Source organism: Lacticaseibacillus sharpeae JCM 1186 = DSM 20505 (assembly GCF_001436225.1).
Classification (GTDB): Bacteria; Bacillota; Bacilli; order Lactobacillales; family Lactobacillaceae; genus Lacticaseibacillus; species Lacticaseibacillus sharpeae.
On the sequence record NZ_AYYO01000044.1, the window covers coordinates 83627 to 97396 of the forward strand.

Here is a 13770-nt window from a genome sequence, read left to right on the forward strand (position 1 = left end):
CAAATAGGGTAGGACAGCCGTCCTACCCTATTTGCGTGGTTATTGTTCATCGGTTGCGTCGGGGAAAGTCAGGGTGAAGGTTGTCCCTACGTCGGGCGTGGAATCAACCTTAATCGTGCCGCCATGCTGGGCAACCAGCTGGTGCACAATCGCCAGGCCCAGGCCGGACTCACCGTACTTGGTGTTCTTGCGGGATGGGTCCGCCTTGTAGTAGCGTTCCCAGATGTTCTTCACCTGGTCTTCGGTCATCCCGATACCTGTATCGCTGATGACGAATTCTGACTGGTGGAAGCCGCGTTTGCCGGTGACCTTAATCGTCCCGTTCTGGGTGAACTGAATGGCATTTTGCATGATGTTAAAGATGACCTGGACGAAGCGGTCGTAATCGGCGAAGACGGTGAGGTCCTCAGGGGCATCAACGGTGAGTGAATCGCCCGCCTCGGCCGCCTTCTTATCCAGCTGGCTCGTGATGTTCGTCAGCACCTGCTTGGCGTCGAAAGTCTTCTTCTTCAGGATGATTTGACCCGTGCGAATCTTCTCGTAGTCGAGGTTTTCGTTGACCAGCCGGATTAGGCGGTTGGTTTCGTTGCGCATCAGGTCAATACTTTGGGCCTTCATCTCTTCGGGAATGGCATCGTACGCCAAGCCTTCGAGTAGCCCGTTGATAGTGGTCAGTGGCGTCCGCATCTCGTGGGCCGCATCGGCCATGAACTGGCGCCGGCGGTCCTCTTGGCGCTCGATTTCCTTTTCACTTTCTTGCAGTGAATTGGTCATGTCGCCAAAATCGGCGGCGAGCTCGCTGATTTCGTCGCGTCCGTGGGTATCCAGGGCCACGTCGTAGTTGCCCTGCGCAATCTCGTGGGTCGCATTCCGCAGCCGGTTGATGCGTTCAACCTGGCGCCGGGCAATGAAGTAACTCACGATAATCGCTGCGAGGGCGGAGATCACGAAGGCGATGAAGACACTCTTTTGCGTCTTATTAATCGCTGACTGAATGGTTTCAATGGGCTCGAGGGCCTCGATGACGTAGAGCAACTTGCCGGAATAAAAGACCGGCCGGTAGTAAATTGACGAGTTCTGTGTGCGGTAGGTGCCGTTGCGCGTCACAATCTTGGCCGTCGCCCGAATGCTGATGCTCTCGCCTTGCTTCAGGCGCTTCCAGTACTTGGTGGGAATGGTACCTTGCGTTGCCTGGAAGGGGTACCGCTGCTGGTTGCTCGAGTTATAGATGAAGAACTGGACGTGCTGGCCGCTCAGTAGGTGTTCGTTGTTGGTGAGGAAGGCCGTGTTGATGGTCATATCGCTCAAAACGGCATTTTCTTCCAGCATTTCGGTGTAGCTAGCGAGCTGCCGCGAGTTGGTTTCCCAGGCGTTGTTGGTGGTGATGCTGATGAACATCAACGACACGACCGTTAGCGCGACAATGATCAGGGAAAGAAACCCAAGCATTTGCTGGTAGATTAGTTTCATTTAGCATCCAGCCCCGAATCGTCGAATTTGTAACCCACGCCCCAGACCGTCTGGATGACCTGGGCGCCGACCTTTTCAATCTTCTGGCGCAGCTTCTTGATGTGGGCATCGACCGTCCGCTCATCGCCGTAGTATTCGTATTCCCAAACCAGTTGGAGCAGCTGTTCGCGGGAGAACACCTGCTTGGGACTCTGCGCGAGGGTCCGCAAGAGGTCGAATTCCTTCGGCGTGAGGCCGACAATCTGCTGGTCGTCGAGGTAGGCTTCACGCGTTTTGGTGCTGAGCTTGAAGTGGTTGGTCACAACGTCGAAGTCGGCGCTGGCTTCGACCGCCGCGGGCTCAGGCTCGCCGCTGATATCCGCGCGCCGGTGCAGAGCCTTGATGCGTGCGATGAGGGTGATGGGGGAGAAGGGCTTGGTGACGTAATCGTCGGCCCCGATATCAAGCCCAAGCACCTGGTCGCTTTCCGTATCACGCGCTGTCAGCATAATCAGTGGAATGCTAGTGCTGATTTCACGAATGTGGGTGGCAACTTCCATCCCGTCCATCTTGGGCAAGTTGAGGTCCAAGGTGATGAGATCGAAACTGTTCGGGTCGTCCTTGAACATCGCTAGGCCTTCCTCACCATCGTACGCGTTGGCATATTCCCACTGTTCTTTTTGGAAAAACATCCCCATCATCTGGGCAACTGATTGGTTATCTTCAATCATCAAAATTTTCATTTTACTAACCTTCCTTACCTTGCTGTGCCCGCACGCGGACACACTCCCAAGTACAGTGATTCGACGCGCTGTACAAACTCAGCTTTATTTTACAATGAACTTAATTGATTTGAAACTATTTAGGCTGGAAACTATCCGGATGCGGACAAAGTGTGATGTTTGGCCTGCCAGCTAGTTAACGTGCCATCTTTACAACCCCCACCGGTGATGATAAGCTTGATGTATATCGGGGATGTAATGGTCTCGACATTGGTTTTCGCGCATGTGGCGCACTCCGGAGGGCTCGGCTCCGTCATCAACGGCACAGTTTATTAACTGCAAAGAACAACAATTCTTACGCTCTCGCTGCCTAGTAAGTAGCCTAGCGTGATCTGTCCGGGTTCGTCCAAGGCTCGGAGCCAGGTCTCAAATTATTGGACTACGGTTAACGTTGCGACCCGAGGCGTTGACAAGAGATAGTGGGTGCGCATTTGGGGGTTAGCCAGGCTGACCGGCGCTCCCCATTTGTTTAATCCAAGTAGGTCAACTATGAGTGTAGACCTGCGTGTGGGCGGGGCTGATGGACAGGGGTTCGATTCCCCTCATCTCCATTTTTTAGTTCTGCGGGGTTCCGCGGGGTTGCGAGAAACGTTGATATATCAGCGTTTCTCTTTTTTTAGTTCTGCTCAATTCTGCCCGTTTTTGCAAAGTTGTGAACCTTTTGTGAACCTATTTTGCTCAGCGCGAGCATCGCTTTTTCAGTCTGGGCAGTCCGCTGGGCGTCGAGAAGATGACTGTATGTCGACATGGTAATCTGGATACCCGCATGGCCTAAACGCTTGCTAATATAATAGATGTCGACTCCGCTACTTAGCAGGTAGGAGACGTGGGTGTGACGCAGACCGTGAAAAGTGATTTGCTTTTTTTCGGGGATTTTCACGGCTGATTCCATTTTTTTGAGAACCTTGTTAACCGCTGCGCCTGTCAAAATGCCACTCTGCTTTGAAAAAAAGACCCCGTTATAGGCATTTGCCACTCCTGACTTCCTAATCCAGTCTACCTGCTGTTTGTGAATATTCTGTAAAAGCTCGATGACTTCTGGTAGAACTTCAATGACGCGATTGCTGGATTCGTTCTTCGTCGGAATCATGCCAGTACCGTGAACGTGGTCCCATGACTTATTAATAGTGAGCTGGTTGTTGACCTCATCCACGCAGTCCCATGTAAGGCCCAATACCTCAGCCACCCGCATACCTGTCTGTGCGCCAACGTAGACGGCCACCGTGGACAGATGGTTAAAGTCGGCACGCTCATACGCCAGGTTGGTGAGGGCAAAGAACTGGGGCAATTGGAGGTACTTGAGTGCCTCTGACTTAGACTTAGCACCAGACGCCTCAGCAGTGAAGGTAAAGTCGGTGTGCAGCACCTGGTCATTTATGGCAGTGCGCACCATGGCACGGATATAACCGTTGACCTTGACCGACGTTGATCGCGCATGTGTTTTACCATAGTCGTTGAGGAATTTCTGCCACAGCTCGGGTGTGACCTTACCAATTGGCATGGTGCCAAACTGCTCGCGAATGGTCTCCTCAACAATAGGGTAAAACTTTTCTGTGGCAATGGTGCGCTTACCTTGCTTGTAGGTAGTCCACCAGGAGTGCCAGTAGTCGGCGAGTGGGATGTCGGCCTTAGAAATGTTCGCACCGTCGCCTACTTGCAACTCGATTAGCCGGGCCGCCTGCATAGCATCCTTCTTGGTGCGGAATCCTTGCTTAGATTTGACGTGCTGGACACCCTGCAAGTCGCGATAAGCGACACGGTACTTCCAGCCGGTGCCTTTTTTGGTGATTACCGCCATGTTAATTCCTCCGTAAATATGGTAAAATTGGTACACGAAAAGCGCGTACCTATGTACGTAATTTATGATTAGCTCACTCCCGATTGTCTGGCCGGACGGGGAGTGGGCTATTTTTATTCCAGTATATCAACGACCGCATTGTCTGCGTCCGTGAAAGAACTGTTGAAGTCACTGATATTCCCGGACGGAGATGTGGCGAGACGGTCAAGCTTTTTTACAGCTTTGCTCAATTTCTGATACTTGGCGAGCTTGGACTCGTTTTTCTTAGTCACATGCTTTTTCATGACTTTCATCGCTTTGTCCATGGTGGCCTCACCATCAGCAATATCAACTTGCTTTGAAGTTTCACTGTCTAGCACGGCCTGAATCGCCTCGTTGAAATCGGTGTAGTACTTACCATCAACCTTTGCGCCCTTGTCTTCCCAGATAGCATCATTCCACGCGGAACTGATTTTGTTGGCTAAGTCCTCAGCAGCACCAGCGGATTTAGCAGCACCGTTGCCAAAATCGGTGCGAGCAAATGAAAACTTTTGGTTGTCCTCTTCTGCGAGTTTGGCCCTGATTTTGCGGGCCTCCGCTTGTTGCTGCTCCACGTGGTGGTTGTAGATTCCAGCAGCACCAAATCCGATTACAAACATTGCCACCGCTACACCAACCACAATCAGTGGTGGCTTTAGCTTCTGCTTTGTGGCGTATGCAACAGCCAACAATACAATCCCGACAATTAAAACGATAATCGCCGCAATCAATGTGAATCCGACAAACAAGTCCATATAAAATCTCCCCAGTACATATTATTTTTGTAGCAACGACCCGCGTCAGGAATCGAACCTGACCGGGGCTATTTTAAAACTCAATCAAGGCCGAGACCACCCGACCGATAATCTTTACATCGCTCATGTCTTCATAGCGGAAATTGATAGGGTGGTAGCTGGAGTCTGAAGAATCTGGGGCGAAATTGATTATCTGCATGTGCTTGTCGTTGTAGAACCGTTTTACCGAGTAACTTTCGTCGTCCTCACTGAATATCACAATCTCACCGTCGTATAGATCTTGGAAGGAATCCACGTGCTTGATGATTACCAGTGAGTGGTTCGGGATGACGCGGTTCATCGACTCACCGTTGATGTTAGTGATGAACAAGTCATCGTCGCCAGCATACTTGCCCATGACTGTATCGGAGATTTGAATTTGTTCGGCGGATTTGAGACCCTCTACTGTGGTGAGAGAACCGGCCGCTATGTCGGCGTCGAAATAGGGGTAGGAATGGACTGTCGAAGTTGTGGGACTGATTTGCTCAGACTCGTTTCTATCTGCGGGAACATCATAACCCATGAGCCACGGTTCAGAAACGTTCAACGCAGCGGCCAATAGGTAAAGCTTGTCTTGGCCAGGTTCTACTTTGCCGCTTTTGTATTGGCTTAAATCTGTTTTGCTGATTTTTACGCCGAACTGCGAACTAAGTGGCTCAGTTGCTCGTATAATGTCGACCTGTTTTAAGCCCCTAGAGCTAATTATCTGATTGATACGTTGGGCGGTTGTGTATGGACGAGTTTCGCTCATGTTGGCACCTCTTTCTTAACGTTTCCTATTATAGCCCGCGTTGAACTTTCGTTCAACGCTTTTATTCAAAATAATTGAACCTTTTTATTGACAACGTTCAACGGAGGCGATATTATAATAGACGTCAAGTTCAATGAATTGAACAAGGCGGAACGGAGGCGAAAAAATGACATTTGATTACTCAAACCTAAATGGTCAGGTTGTGGCGAAGTACGGAACTCAGCTTCGCTTTGCTGAAGCAATGGAATTGTCTGAACGGTCACTGTCTTTGAAGCTCAACAATAAGGTTCAGTGGAAACAAGCAGAAATCGCTAAGGCGGCTAAGCTGCTTGGAATCAAGACTGCGGATATTCCAAAGTATTTTTTTAAGTTAAAAGTTCAACGAATTGAACGGGAGGTCTAATCATGAACGAACCACAACTATTTAATTTCCACGACCAGTAAGTACGCACGGTGCTAGTTGACGATGAACCGATGTTTGTCGGCAAGGATGTGGCGGAGGCGCTGGGGTACAAGCGCACTGCTGATGCAATCCGCGAACATGTTGATGATGACGACAAAGGGGTCTCCAATTTACCGACCCCCGGTGGAACGCAACAAACAACCGTCATCAACGAATCCGGCATGTACAGTCTAGTCTTATCCAGCAAGCTGCCAACTGCCAAGGAATTTAAGCACTGGGTAACCCACGAGGTGTTGCCGACTATCCGCAAGCACGGCGCATACATGACACCAGATACCATTAAGCAGACGCTGGCTGACCCGGACTTCATCATCGGCCTGGCGACGCAACTCAAGGAAGAGCAGGCCAAGACGGCGGCGCTCGCAGCGGATAACGAGGCGATGCGCCCCAAGGCCATCTTCGCGGATGCCGTGAGCGTTAGCCACACCACAATCCTCATCGGCGAGTTGGCGAAGCTACTTCGGCAGAACGGAGTCAACATCGGTCAGAACCGGTTGTTCGGCTGGCTGCGTGAGAACGGCTACCTGATTAACCGCAAAGGTACCGATTGGAATCAGCCAACGCAGCGGTCAGCGGACATGAAGTTGTTCAAGGTGAAAGAAACAGCCATCAACCACTCGGATGGGTCGGTGTCCATCAGCAAGACGGTGAAGGTAACCGGCAAAGGACAGCAGTATTTCATCAACAAACTGTTGGAAGCATAGAAAGAAGGTGAATTCATTCCAGAACAAGTGCTACAGCGTGCCGCTAAGGACGTGAAGGTAAGTATCAAAAATCGTCTCAACGAGCGCGGCATGACGCAGCGGGAAATCGGCAAGATGTTAGGTATCAGTGCCCAGCAAATGAGCCGCGCAGTTGCCGGTGCGTCTGGTCCGCGTGACATTGAGATTCGCGAACAGATCTACAAGATTCTCGGAATGGATGAGAAAGAGGTGTAAAGCATGGAACTGGTTATAAAAGGAACGCCGGATGAAATAAAAAAAGCACTCCAAGCCATTGCAGGTAGCGAGGAATGCATGGCGAAACTCTATGCAGATAAGTTGGCTACTTCTTTGGCGGGTTCACTAAATACCCTTCGTCAGCAAGCTCAGCGACGAGCTGGTGGGCAAATATAGACGTGTAGTCTCGAGACTCTTGCATCATCCACTTTAGTGCCATGATAAGGTCAATTTTTCCATTGTCATCGCAGTAGTCCGAAATACGTTCCTGGAGTTTCTCGGCGGTCAGATCGGTGGTGTAAATCTTTTCGTTGATTCCTCCGATGATTCGAGAAATTTCTTGTTCGTTCATCATTATCATCTCGGTTAATTGAATTTGATATGTAGCGTATTGCAAAGGTAACGCGATATATCATGTCTCTAATTGTACACACTATATAGTGTGTACACAAGCACTAGCGCAATATATTGTGGAGGAAGAATGTTCGATAACGAAAAGTTAGTAAAATTGTTGAGCGACAAGCATATGACGGTGTACCGGCTGTACAAGCTCACAGACCTTGCACAGCCAGCACTACGCAGGCTGTACAGTGGTGAGGCCACAGACCCCACGTATAAAACTGTCGCCAAAATCGCCGATGTACTCGGCGTCAGCATGGATGAATTTAGAAGGAAGGTGAATTAAATGCTACTAAATCTTGAACTCACAGACGCGCAAATCCATCAAATCGCACTGGCAGTCAAGGCCGACATGCACGAATCAAACGCAGTCAACGCCAAGTTCACCACGCTCGCCGAACTTATGCGTGCCACTGGTAAGTCACGTGAGTGGTTCGTTGGTCGCGCAGACCCGTGGCACCCACGTGAGGGTATCCTGAACCACTACCGCAATGAGCTAGAGGGAACCCTGGTTAACTATCCAAGCACACCAAGAGGGCGCTACGGTATCAACCTGTCACGGATGATTGATTGGGTCGCCGAGCACGGAATGGAGGACTACTGATGGAAATCCTGTTAATGCCATTTGTTTGGCTAGTCTGCTACCCGAAGGTCTTCGCGGCCTGGGGGTTGCTGGCAATCGTTGCGTTAGGCATCCGGTCAGCGCTGAAGGGAGGGCTGAATAATGAACAACCGTGAGATAGCTAAGTTCATGCGGGCGCGAACACTTAAAGACCGTGCAGAACAGAAAGCAATCGAAAACGCCAATGATCCATTGGCAATTACGAACTTGCTCTACGAACAGAACCTGAACGTGGAAGACATGTCGGAAGCAGCCAGCCACATTCCGCTTGAAGACATGTGCGATTGGTATGACTGGGAAGTTTACCGGCTGGAACGTAAGGCGATGGTCACGGCATGACACTAAGAATCGAGGACGTAGCACGTAAGGACATCTTCTGGGTAATGAAACAAAAGGGCTAAAACGTGTCCAAGTTGGCGGCAGTTACTGGGATAACCTCTGTGACAATCCGACGCTTTCTCCACGGTGCAAGACCGGACGCGGACACTGCAAGAAGGCTGGCCGAAATACTCGGAATCAGTGTTCATTCTATCTACCACGAAGGGAGGTGAGACACATGCACATGACGAAGGACAAGTACCTAACCGGTTCCGACGTACTGGCCTACCTATACCAGCGGCAACAAGCGTTAGCTGACGCGTTGGCACTGGCGGTCGAAGACAGGTGGGTACGCGCAGACCTTGAAACAGTCGCCGTGCAGTACCGCGAAGTCGGTAAACTCATTGACGAGATAGAAAAAAAGCCCGCAACGGAGGTAACCGATGCGGACTCAAGTAACTAACTAGGCAAAGTAAATTACAAGGAGATTATACCATATGGCCACAATGTATGAATTACAAGGCAAGTATCGTGAATTATTCGACCTTGCCGAAGACGGGACGATTGATCCCGCATTACTGCACGACACGATGGACTCCATTACTGACGCCATCGAAGACAAGGCTGTTGGTTACGTGCAGGTCATCAAGGAAGTGGAAGCTGACGCTGCCAAAGTCGATGCCGAAATTAAGCGCCTCACCGAACGCAGAAACGGCTACATCCGCAACGCCAAGACACTCAAGCAGGTGCTTATTGGTGCAATGAACGACACCAACGCCAAGAAGTTCAAGACGCCGCTGTACACCATCTGGATTCAGCAGAGCACGTCTGTGGCGATTGATGCAGACGACCCGAAAAAGCTGCCAGTGGATTACGTGCAGACGGTGACAACGTACAAGGCAGACAAGAAGGCCCTTGCCGCTGACCTCAAGGCCGGCAAGGAAGTCAAAGGGGCGAAGCTCGTGTACAACGACTCGCTACGGGTGCGCTAATGGCAGAAGAACAGAAGGCAATTGAACCGACCACAGCCAAGCAGCGACTGATTCTCAAACTGGTGGCGGCTGATAAGATGGTGTCTGGCGTCTACAAGGACGGGGAGAACTCCTTCCAGCACTATGTCTTCCAGTCAGAGGCGGCTATCAAGGACGCCGTGAAGCCGGCACTTAACAGCAATGGATTGACCGTGGTGCCAAAGTACACCATCCTCGGCCAGCGTGACGTGCAGACCAAGAAGGGCATCCAGCACGTGGTGGATGTGATGGGTGAGTTCACCATCTCTGACGGCATTGAGAGCATCACAGGCTCGATGGTGGCAAGTGGTGCGGACACGTTAGAGAAGGCAACTGCCAAGGCGTGCACGACAGCCGAGAAGTACTTCTACAAGCAGCTATTCCACATCACCGACAAGGAGCAGGATCCAGACAGCGAGAATGCTGCCGACAATCAGCAGACACAGTTCCCACCAGCAGACTCGGCAATGATTAATGCGCTCAAGGCGCTGGCAGCGGATACGGCACAGAAGATGGGTGCGGACTACAAGCAATTCTGCAAGAACGTGTTTGTGGCGGCTCAAGTGGATGTACGCAAGGGCTGGAAACTAGATACAGAGGAGTACAAGCGCGTCGACACGACTATCGCGCAAATGACTAAGAGGTGATTGTATGCGGCTTACAGGCAAGCTGACGAAGGTGGAAGGACAGCGGGTGACCGTGGAGCTCGACGACAAGCCGGACGTGTTGAGGCTTAGACAGCTTAGCAACCACAAGAGGCCAAGTGTGCAGGTAGACGTCGAGGACGGGCGCAACATCAGCCCTGACCAGCGTAAGAAAGCTTGGGCGCTAATCAACGACTTCGCCTGGTACACGGGCTACAGTCCGATGGAAATGGAAGAAGTACTCAAGGTTAACTACATGGCGCTCACTGGGGCAGACTACTTCAGCATGGCTGATACCTCGATGGAGAACGCTGCGGGGTTCATCACATCTATTCTTAATTATGGATTTGATAACGAGATTCCGTGGCGGTTGAAGAACATGGACGCAATTCCGGACGGCTATCCGTTGATGATGCAGTGCCTCAAGCATCGCATCTGTGTTATTTGTGGCAAGCACGCAGATATTGATCATTCGCCTTCTGTTGGCATGGGGAACAACCGCGACCACATCGACAATCGTAAGTACAAGTTCATGGCGCTATGCCGTGAGCACCACACATTGCGCCACAACAAAGGGTTGCCGTGGTTCATGGAGTTCTACCATATCAAGCCAGTACGCCTAGACGAGGACACGATTGTCAGCTTGCATCTCAACAGCCGCAAGCAGTTACGAGAATATGATGAAGGGAGTGACACGGGTGCGGAGACTGATTAGCACCGTGGTAACTGATACAGATACTTTTTTGGACATGCCGGCAACGGCACAGAACCTGTATTTTCACCTTAGTATTCACGCTGATGATGATGGATTCGTCGGGAACCCGAAAACATACATGCGAATCTGTGCAGCTAGGGACGACGATTTAAAAATCTTAATTGCGAAGGAATTTCTCATTGCATTCGATAACGGTGTAATCGTGATTAAGGACTGGCGAATTCACAACACCATCCGAAAAGACAGGTATCATCCCACCACTTATCAGGAAGAATTCAAACATTTATCGCTTGCTGAAAATGACTCGTATGTCTATCAGACGGGCATTATCAAGCGGGCTGAGGTGGAAGAACCTAAGACGGTTGACAGTTTGACAACCGCTGGTGAACCATCTGGCAACCAGTCGGCAACCATAACGCGACCGGTGGTTGCCAAACGGTTGCCTGAAGTTAAGTTAAGTAAAGCTAAGTTAAGTAAAGATAAAAAGACATTACGTGGCAAGTCCGACAAGCGGACTTACGCACCCGACTCGGACGAGCTAAAGTTAGCAACCAAACTCTGGGAGAAGATTCTGGAGAACAACCCAGAGGCTAAGTACCCGAACCTACAGAGTTGGGCGAACGATGTGCGGTTAATGCACGAGCGGGACAAACGCACATGGCAGCAGATTAGCAACATGATTGATTGGTGTCAGAATGATGATTTCTGGCAGGCGAACATCTTATCAGCCAAGAAGCTGCGTGAGAAATACGATCAGCTCAAAGCCCAGGCGCTACGGTCTGCGAAGCCGCGCCAGAGCGTGTACGGTCGCCAACAGCGCAAGGAGCCGGTACCTGATTGGGCCAAACCCGATTACAAGGCACCAACCGGTGATATTAGTGCAGAAGCCAAGGCCGCCATTGCCGCAGCCAAAGCACGGCTAGCAGCGGGGGGCACCAATGATTAGCATCGTGATACCGATTGAACCAGTGGCACAAGGCCGGCCAAAATTCGCACGCATGGGGCAAGCGGTGCGAGCATACGACCCCGCCAAGTCGCGGAAATACAAGGCGTTGGTTGCCGGGTATGCTCGGGAGCAGTATACGGCGCAGCCCCTTGGTGGAGCCTTGAACCTGCAGGTGACGTTCTACCGGCCGATACAGACTAGCGGGTCGAAGCGGCTAAAGCACGACAAGGTGGTCGGGGCTGTATTGCCCACCGTCAAACCCGACCTAGACAATTACTTCAAGGCCGTCACAGACGCTTTGAAAGGCATTGTGTGGGTCGATGATAACCAGATTGTTAGCGTGGACATGCGTAAGCTATACGGCACGAAGCCACGCACGGAAATCGAAATCAAGGAGATTAAGCCATGATTAATCAAGTAGCACTGACGGGCCGACTGACCCGAGACATCGAAGTTAAGTACACGCAGAGCGGCACGGCGGTTGGCACTTTTACGCTGGCGGTAACGCGGCGGTTTCCTAACAAGCAGACTGGTGAACGCGAGTCCGACTTTGTGAACTGCGTAATCTGGCAGAAGAGCGCAGAGAACCTTGCAAAGTTCACGCATAAGGGTTCGCTAATCGGGGTGCAGGGGCGCATCCAAACGCGGACGTATGACGACAAGGATGGCAAGCGAGTTTACGTGACAGAAGTCGTAGTTGAGGACTTCGCTTTGCTCGAGAGCCGCAGCACAAGTGAGAATGGCGCCAGCGCTGCTCAAAACGCCCAGCCTAGCGTTCAAGGCCAGAGCCGGGGTAATTATGCCAATCGGCAGCAGAACGTCCCACAGCGCCAGCAGACGTCAAATACATCAGCACGTACAACGCCTCCTGACCCATTTGCAAGTAACGAGCAGTTGGACATCAGTGATGATGACCTGCCGTTCTAGGGGGGTACAGCATGGCAGTTAAGAAGTTGAGTGAAGTACCGGCATATGAGTTGTTCCGCCCTGGTGACCAAGTGATAGTGCACCAGCTGGAAAACCCTGACAGTGGAGCGGTAGTTAGCGGCGCATGGCCAGCAGAAGTGACCGCAGCCCACCTACAGCGAACGGTGGTGGTTACGACAAAACGATTTCCAAAATGGGCAAAGACCGTATTTGGCAGCAAGCACTCAGTTTCCATTAAATGGCTGCAGGTGGTGTCCAGAATGCCCCGGGACAGCAAGAATCCAAACTATGCTGGCATTCTTGGCAAGTCGATGACATCTGTGTATGCAAGTGGCACTGCAAATCAATCTGCGGAAGAACGTAAAAAGATAATCGGTCAGATTAAGCATTGCGCGGCTTACGGCATGGATAAAAAGGCAACCTGTGCAAAGCTCGGTATGACAATGACCACGCTGCAGGCAAACTGCACCAAGGACAACATCAACTTCCCGGCTGAACGGTGGCGCTACCTGAATGATCAGGTTCCACCCATGCTGGCGCGCGGGATGAGGCGAACAGACATTGCTAGTGATTTGCATTGCTCGCTGCACTCTATCGCCAAGATTATCAACGCCGAGAAGGCCGAGGCCCGCCTATGACTTCGCACGAAGATATGCTCGAAGCGTGCCACCTGATGGACGAGCTAAATGCGCAGTACCATAGCAAGCCGTGGCCAGCGACTGACCCACGCGCCAAACGGGTACGATCTATCCTCCGCGTGGGCGAGGTTGCCGACAATTCTGAGACCACCGTGCAAGACCAGAAGCTACTGGATATGTTTTACGCCGGATTGCCGAATGAACGTATCGCCGTCAAGCTAGGCATCAGCGTGCTGCAAGTACGGCGGCTGATTGAGAAACTCCGGCGCACCGGTAAACTGCGTGGGCATCAGGTGGAGCTGTTCCGCTGCGATGACTACACCGGCACGCTGGCCCAGATTGCAGGGCACTTGAACATCTCGATGCAGATTCTGGAACATCGCAGACACGTGGGACTGCTGAAGTTGGTACCAACGGGCATGATGATAATCCAGTATACAAAGCAGCACCGTGGCGAGCACGTGCCCGCTGGTGTGGGTGTGAAGACAACGACGCACAGAGGAGTTGGACGGAAATGAACGAGTTAAAAGACACAGCAGAAGGAATCCCCGCAGGCGC

At 51.5% G+C, this 13770-nt stretch carries 23 protein-coding genes and 1 other RNA gene; 18 read left to right on the forward strand and 6 right to left on the reverse strand.

The window, feature by feature from the left end; all coding sequences use genetic code 11:
• Nucleotides 1–39: 39 nt before the first annotated feature.
• Together FC18_RS08770 and FC18_RS08775 are read right to left on the reverse strand one after the other, a co-directional pair.
• On the reverse strand, nt 40–1470 hold the full coding sequence (locus FC18_RS08770; protein WP_056976097.1) for a sensor histidine kinase: 1431 nt from the start codon (nt 1468–1470) through the stop codon (nt 40–42).
• Nucleotides 1467–2192 carry a response regulator transcription factor gene (locus FC18_RS08775; protein ID WP_054677290.1) on the reverse strand — a complete coding sequence of 242 codons (726 nt, stop codon included), beginning with the start codon at nt 2190–2192 and terminating at the stop codon, nt 1467–1469. The genes FC18_RS08770 and FC18_RS08775 overlap by 4 nt, the downstream gene beginning before the upstream one ends.
• Before the next feature lie 228 nt (nt 2193–2420).
• Between FC18_RS08775 and ssrA the strand changes: the two genes are divergently transcribed.
• Nucleotides 2421–2785, forward strand: a transfer-messenger RNA (tmRNA) gene (gene ssrA, locus FC18_RS11965).
• Nucleotides 2786–2847: 62 nt separating this feature from the next.
• Here ssrA and FC18_RS08780 read toward each other — a convergent pair.
• The 3 genes from FC18_RS08780 to FC18_RS08790 all read right to left on the reverse strand — a co-directional run bounded on the left by FC18_RS08780 (nt 2848) and on the right by FC18_RS08790 (nt 5592).
• Complete coding sequence (locus tag FC18_RS08780) at nt 2848–4029, reverse strand: site-specific integrase (protein ID WP_054677292.1); 1182 nt, start codon at nt 4027–4029, stop codon at nt 2848–2850.
• A 113-nt stretch (nt 4030–4142) separates the two neighbouring features.
• Nucleotides 4143–4802 carry a DUF485 domain-containing protein gene (locus FC18_RS08785; protein WP_056976099.1) on the reverse strand — a complete coding sequence of 220 codons (660 nt, stop codon included), beginning with the start codon at nt 4800–4802 and terminating at the stop codon, nt 4143–4145.
• 73 nt (nt 4803–4875) lie between these two features.
• Nucleotides 4876–5592: a S24 family peptidase gene (locus FC18_RS08790; protein ID WP_054677298.1), complete on the reverse strand. Its 717-nt coding sequence runs from the start codon at nt 5590–5592 to the stop codon at nt 4876–4878.
• 166 nt (nt 5593–5758) lie between these two features.
• Between FC18_RS08790 and FC18_RS08795 the strand changes: the two genes are divergently transcribed.
• The 3 genes from FC18_RS08795 to FC18_RS08805 are packed head-to-tail and all read left to right on the forward strand — an operon-like array spanning nt 5759 to nt 6993.
• Complete coding sequence (locus FC18_RS08795; protein ID WP_054677300.1) at nt 5759–5995, forward strand: DUF739 family protein; 237 nt, start codon at nt 5759–5761, stop codon at nt 5993–5995.
• A gap of 50 nt (nt 5996–6045) precedes the next feature.
• Nucleotides 6046–6759 (forward strand): phage antirepressor, encoded by a 714-nt coding sequence (locus FC18_RS08800; protein ID WP_225353653.1) that lies wholly within the window; start codon nt 6046–6048, stop codon nt 6757–6759.
• 51 nt (nt 6760–6810) lie between these two features.
• Nucleotides 6811–6993 (forward strand): helix-turn-helix domain-containing protein, encoded by a 183-nt coding sequence (locus tag FC18_RS08805; RefSeq protein ID WP_162207891.1) that lies wholly within the window; start codon nt 6811–6813, stop codon nt 6991–6993.
• Nucleotides 6994–7099: 106 nt separating this feature from the next.
• On the opposite strand, the gene FC18_RS08810 is transcribed toward FC18_RS08805, so the two are convergent.
• Nucleotides 7100–7348: a hypothetical protein gene (locus tag FC18_RS08810; protein ID WP_156300807.1), complete on the reverse strand. Its 249-nt coding sequence runs from the start codon at nt 7346–7348 to the stop codon at nt 7100–7102.
• 126 nt (nt 7349–7474) lie between these two features.
• Between FC18_RS08810 and FC18_RS08815 the strand changes: the two genes are divergently transcribed.
• From FC18_RS08815 to FC18_RS08870, 14 genes are all read left to right on the forward strand, one after another.
• Nucleotides 7475–7678, forward strand: a complete 204-nt coding sequence (locus tag FC18_RS08815) for a helix-turn-helix domain-containing protein (protein ID WP_054677307.1) — start codon at nt 7475–7477, stop codon at nt 7676–7678.
• Nucleotides 7679–7996 (forward strand): hypothetical protein, encoded by a 318-nt coding sequence (locus FC18_RS08820; protein ID WP_054677309.1) that lies wholly within the window; start codon nt 7679–7681, stop codon nt 7994–7996. It abuts the gene before it with no gap.
• A complete protein-coding gene (locus tag FC18_RS12410; protein WP_263849237.1) occupies nt 7996–8130 on the forward strand; it encodes a hypothetical protein in 135 nt (44 codons plus the stop codon). The genes FC18_RS08820 and FC18_RS12410 overlap by 1 nt, the downstream gene beginning before the upstream one ends.
• The gene (locus FC18_RS08825) at nt 8117–8353 is read left to right on the forward strand and encodes a hypothetical protein (RefSeq protein ID WP_056976102.1); all 237 of its coding nucleotides are present in this window, start codon (nt 8117–8119) and stop codon (nt 8351–8353) included. Before FC18_RS12410 ends, FC18_RS08825 begins: the two co-directional genes overlap by 14 nt.
• Before the next feature lie 65 nt (nt 8354–8418).
• The gene (locus FC18_RS12460; protein WP_082620495.1) at nt 8419–8565 is read left to right on the forward strand and encodes a helix-turn-helix domain-containing protein; all 147 of its coding nucleotides are present in this window, start codon (nt 8419–8421) and stop codon (nt 8563–8565) included.
• 5 nt (nt 8566–8570) lie between these two features.
• Nucleotides 8571–8795 carry a hypothetical protein gene (locus FC18_RS08830; protein WP_054677311.1) on the forward strand — a complete coding sequence of 75 codons (225 nt, stop codon included), beginning with the start codon at nt 8571–8573 and terminating at the stop codon, nt 8793–8795.
• Between the two features lie 34 nt (nt 8796–8829).
• Nucleotides 8830–9324 carry a siphovirus Gp157 family protein gene (locus tag FC18_RS08835; protein WP_054677313.1) on the forward strand — a complete coding sequence of 165 codons (495 nt, stop codon included), beginning with the start codon at nt 8830–8832 and terminating at the stop codon, nt 9322–9324.
• Entirely contained in the window at nt 9324–9989 is a 666-nt protein-coding gene (locus tag FC18_RS08840) for an ERF family protein (RefSeq protein ID WP_056976104.1), read from the forward strand. The genes FC18_RS08835 and FC18_RS08840 overlap by 1 nt, the downstream gene beginning before the upstream one ends.
• Before the next feature lie 4 nt (nt 9990–9993).
• The gene (locus tag FC18_RS08845; RefSeq protein WP_056976107.1) at nt 9994–10701 is read left to right on the forward strand and encodes a putative HNHc nuclease; all 708 of its coding nucleotides are present in this window, start codon (nt 9994–9996) and stop codon (nt 10699–10701) included.
• Complete coding sequence (locus FC18_RS08850) at nt 10685–11647, forward strand: hypothetical protein (RefSeq protein WP_054677321.1); 963 nt, start codon at nt 10685–10687, stop codon at nt 11645–11647. The genes FC18_RS08845 and FC18_RS08850 overlap by 17 nt, the downstream gene beginning before the upstream one ends.
• Entirely contained in the window at nt 11640–12056 is a 417-nt protein-coding gene (locus FC18_RS08855) for a RusA family crossover junction endodeoxyribonuclease (RefSeq protein ID WP_054677324.1), read from the forward strand. Before FC18_RS08850 ends, FC18_RS08855 begins: the two co-directional genes overlap by 8 nt.
• Nucleotides 12053–12574 (forward strand): single-stranded DNA-binding protein, encoded by a 522-nt coding sequence (gene ssb, locus FC18_RS08860; RefSeq protein ID WP_056976109.1) that lies wholly within the window; start codon nt 12053–12055, stop codon nt 12572–12574. Before FC18_RS08855 ends, ssb begins: the two co-directional genes overlap by 4 nt.
• Nucleotides 12575–12585: 11 nt before the next feature.
• The gene (locus FC18_RS08865) at nt 12586–13212 is read left to right on the forward strand and encodes a hypothetical protein (protein ID WP_056976111.1); all 627 of its coding nucleotides are present in this window, start codon (nt 12586–12588) and stop codon (nt 13210–13212) included.
• Entirely contained in the window at nt 13209–13730 is a 522-nt protein-coding gene (locus tag FC18_RS08870) for an Lrp/AsnC family transcriptional regulator (protein ID WP_054677327.1), read from the forward strand. Before FC18_RS08865 ends, FC18_RS08870 begins: the two co-directional genes overlap by 4 nt.
• Nucleotides 13731–13770: the final 40 nt, after the last annotated feature.

Excerpts from the sequence above, each read along its gene's own strand:
- FC18_RS08770 (WP_056976097.1), bottom strand. The coding sequence starts at position 1,470 with ATGAAACTAATCTACCAGCAAATGCTTGGGTTTCTTTCCCTGATCATT.
- FC18_RS08775 (WP_054677290.1), bottom strand. The coding sequence starts at position 2,192 with ATGAAAATTTTGATGATTGAAGATAACCAATCAGTTGCCCAGATGATG.
- FC18_RS08780 (WP_054677292.1), bottom strand. The coding sequence starts at position 4,029 with ATGGCGGTAATCACCAAAAAAGGCACCGGCTGGAAGTACCGTGTCGCT.
- FC18_RS08785 (WP_056976099.1), bottom strand. The coding sequence starts at position 4,802 with ATGGACTTGTTTGTCGGATTCACATTGATTGCGGCGATTATCGTTTTA.
- FC18_RS08790 (WP_054677298.1), bottom strand. The coding sequence starts at position 5,592 with ATGAGCGAAACTCGTCCATACACAACCGCCCAACGTATCAATCAGATA.
- FC18_RS08795 (WP_054677300.1), top strand. The coding sequence starts at position 5,759 with ATGACATTTGATTACTCAAACCTAAATGGTCAGGTTGTGGCGAAGTAC.
- FC18_RS08810 (WP_156300807.1), bottom strand. The coding sequence starts at position 7,348 with ATGATGAACGAACAAGAAATTTCTCGAATCATCGGAGGAATCAACGAA.
- FC18_RS08815 (WP_054677307.1), top strand. The coding sequence starts at position 7,475 with ATGTTCGATAACGAAAAGTTAGTAAAATTGTTGAGCGACAAGCATATG.
- FC18_RS08820 (WP_054677309.1), top strand. The coding sequence starts at position 7,679 with ATGCTACTAAATCTTGAACTCACAGACGCGCAAATCCATCAAATCGCA.
- FC18_RS12410 (WP_263849237.1), top strand. The coding sequence starts at position 7,996 with ATGGAAATCCTGTTAATGCCATTTGTTTGGCTAGTCTGCTACCCGAAG.
- FC18_RS08825 (WP_056976102.1), top strand. The coding sequence starts at position 8,117 with ATGAACAACCGTGAGATAGCTAAGTTCATGCGGGCGCGAACACTTAAA.
- FC18_RS08830 (WP_054677311.1), top strand. The coding sequence starts at position 8,571 with ATGCACATGACGAAGGACAAGTACCTAACCGGTTCCGACGTACTGGCC.
- FC18_RS08835 (WP_054677313.1), top strand. The coding sequence starts at position 8,830 with ATGGCCACAATGTATGAATTACAAGGCAAGTATCGTGAATTATTCGAC.
- FC18_RS08840 (WP_056976104.1), top strand. The coding sequence starts at position 9,324 with ATGGCAGAAGAACAGAAGGCAATTGAACCGACCACAGCCAAGCAGCGA.
- FC18_RS08845 (WP_056976107.1), top strand. The coding sequence starts at position 9,994 with ATGCGGCTTACAGGCAAGCTGACGAAGGTGGAAGGACAGCGGGTGACC.
- FC18_RS08855 (WP_054677324.1), top strand. The coding sequence starts at position 11,640 with ATGATTAGCATCGTGATACCGATTGAACCAGTGGCACAAGGCCGGCCA.
- ssb (WP_056976109.1), top strand. The coding sequence starts at position 12,053 with ATGATTAATCAAGTAGCACTGACGGGCCGACTGACCCGAGACATCGAA.
- FC18_RS08865 (WP_056976111.1), top strand. The coding sequence starts at position 12,586 with ATGGCAGTTAAGAAGTTGAGTGAAGTACCGGCATATGAGTTGTTCCGC.
- FC18_RS08870 (WP_054677327.1), top strand. The coding sequence starts at position 13,209 with ATGACTTCGCACGAAGATATGCTCGAAGCGTGCCACCTGATGGACGAG.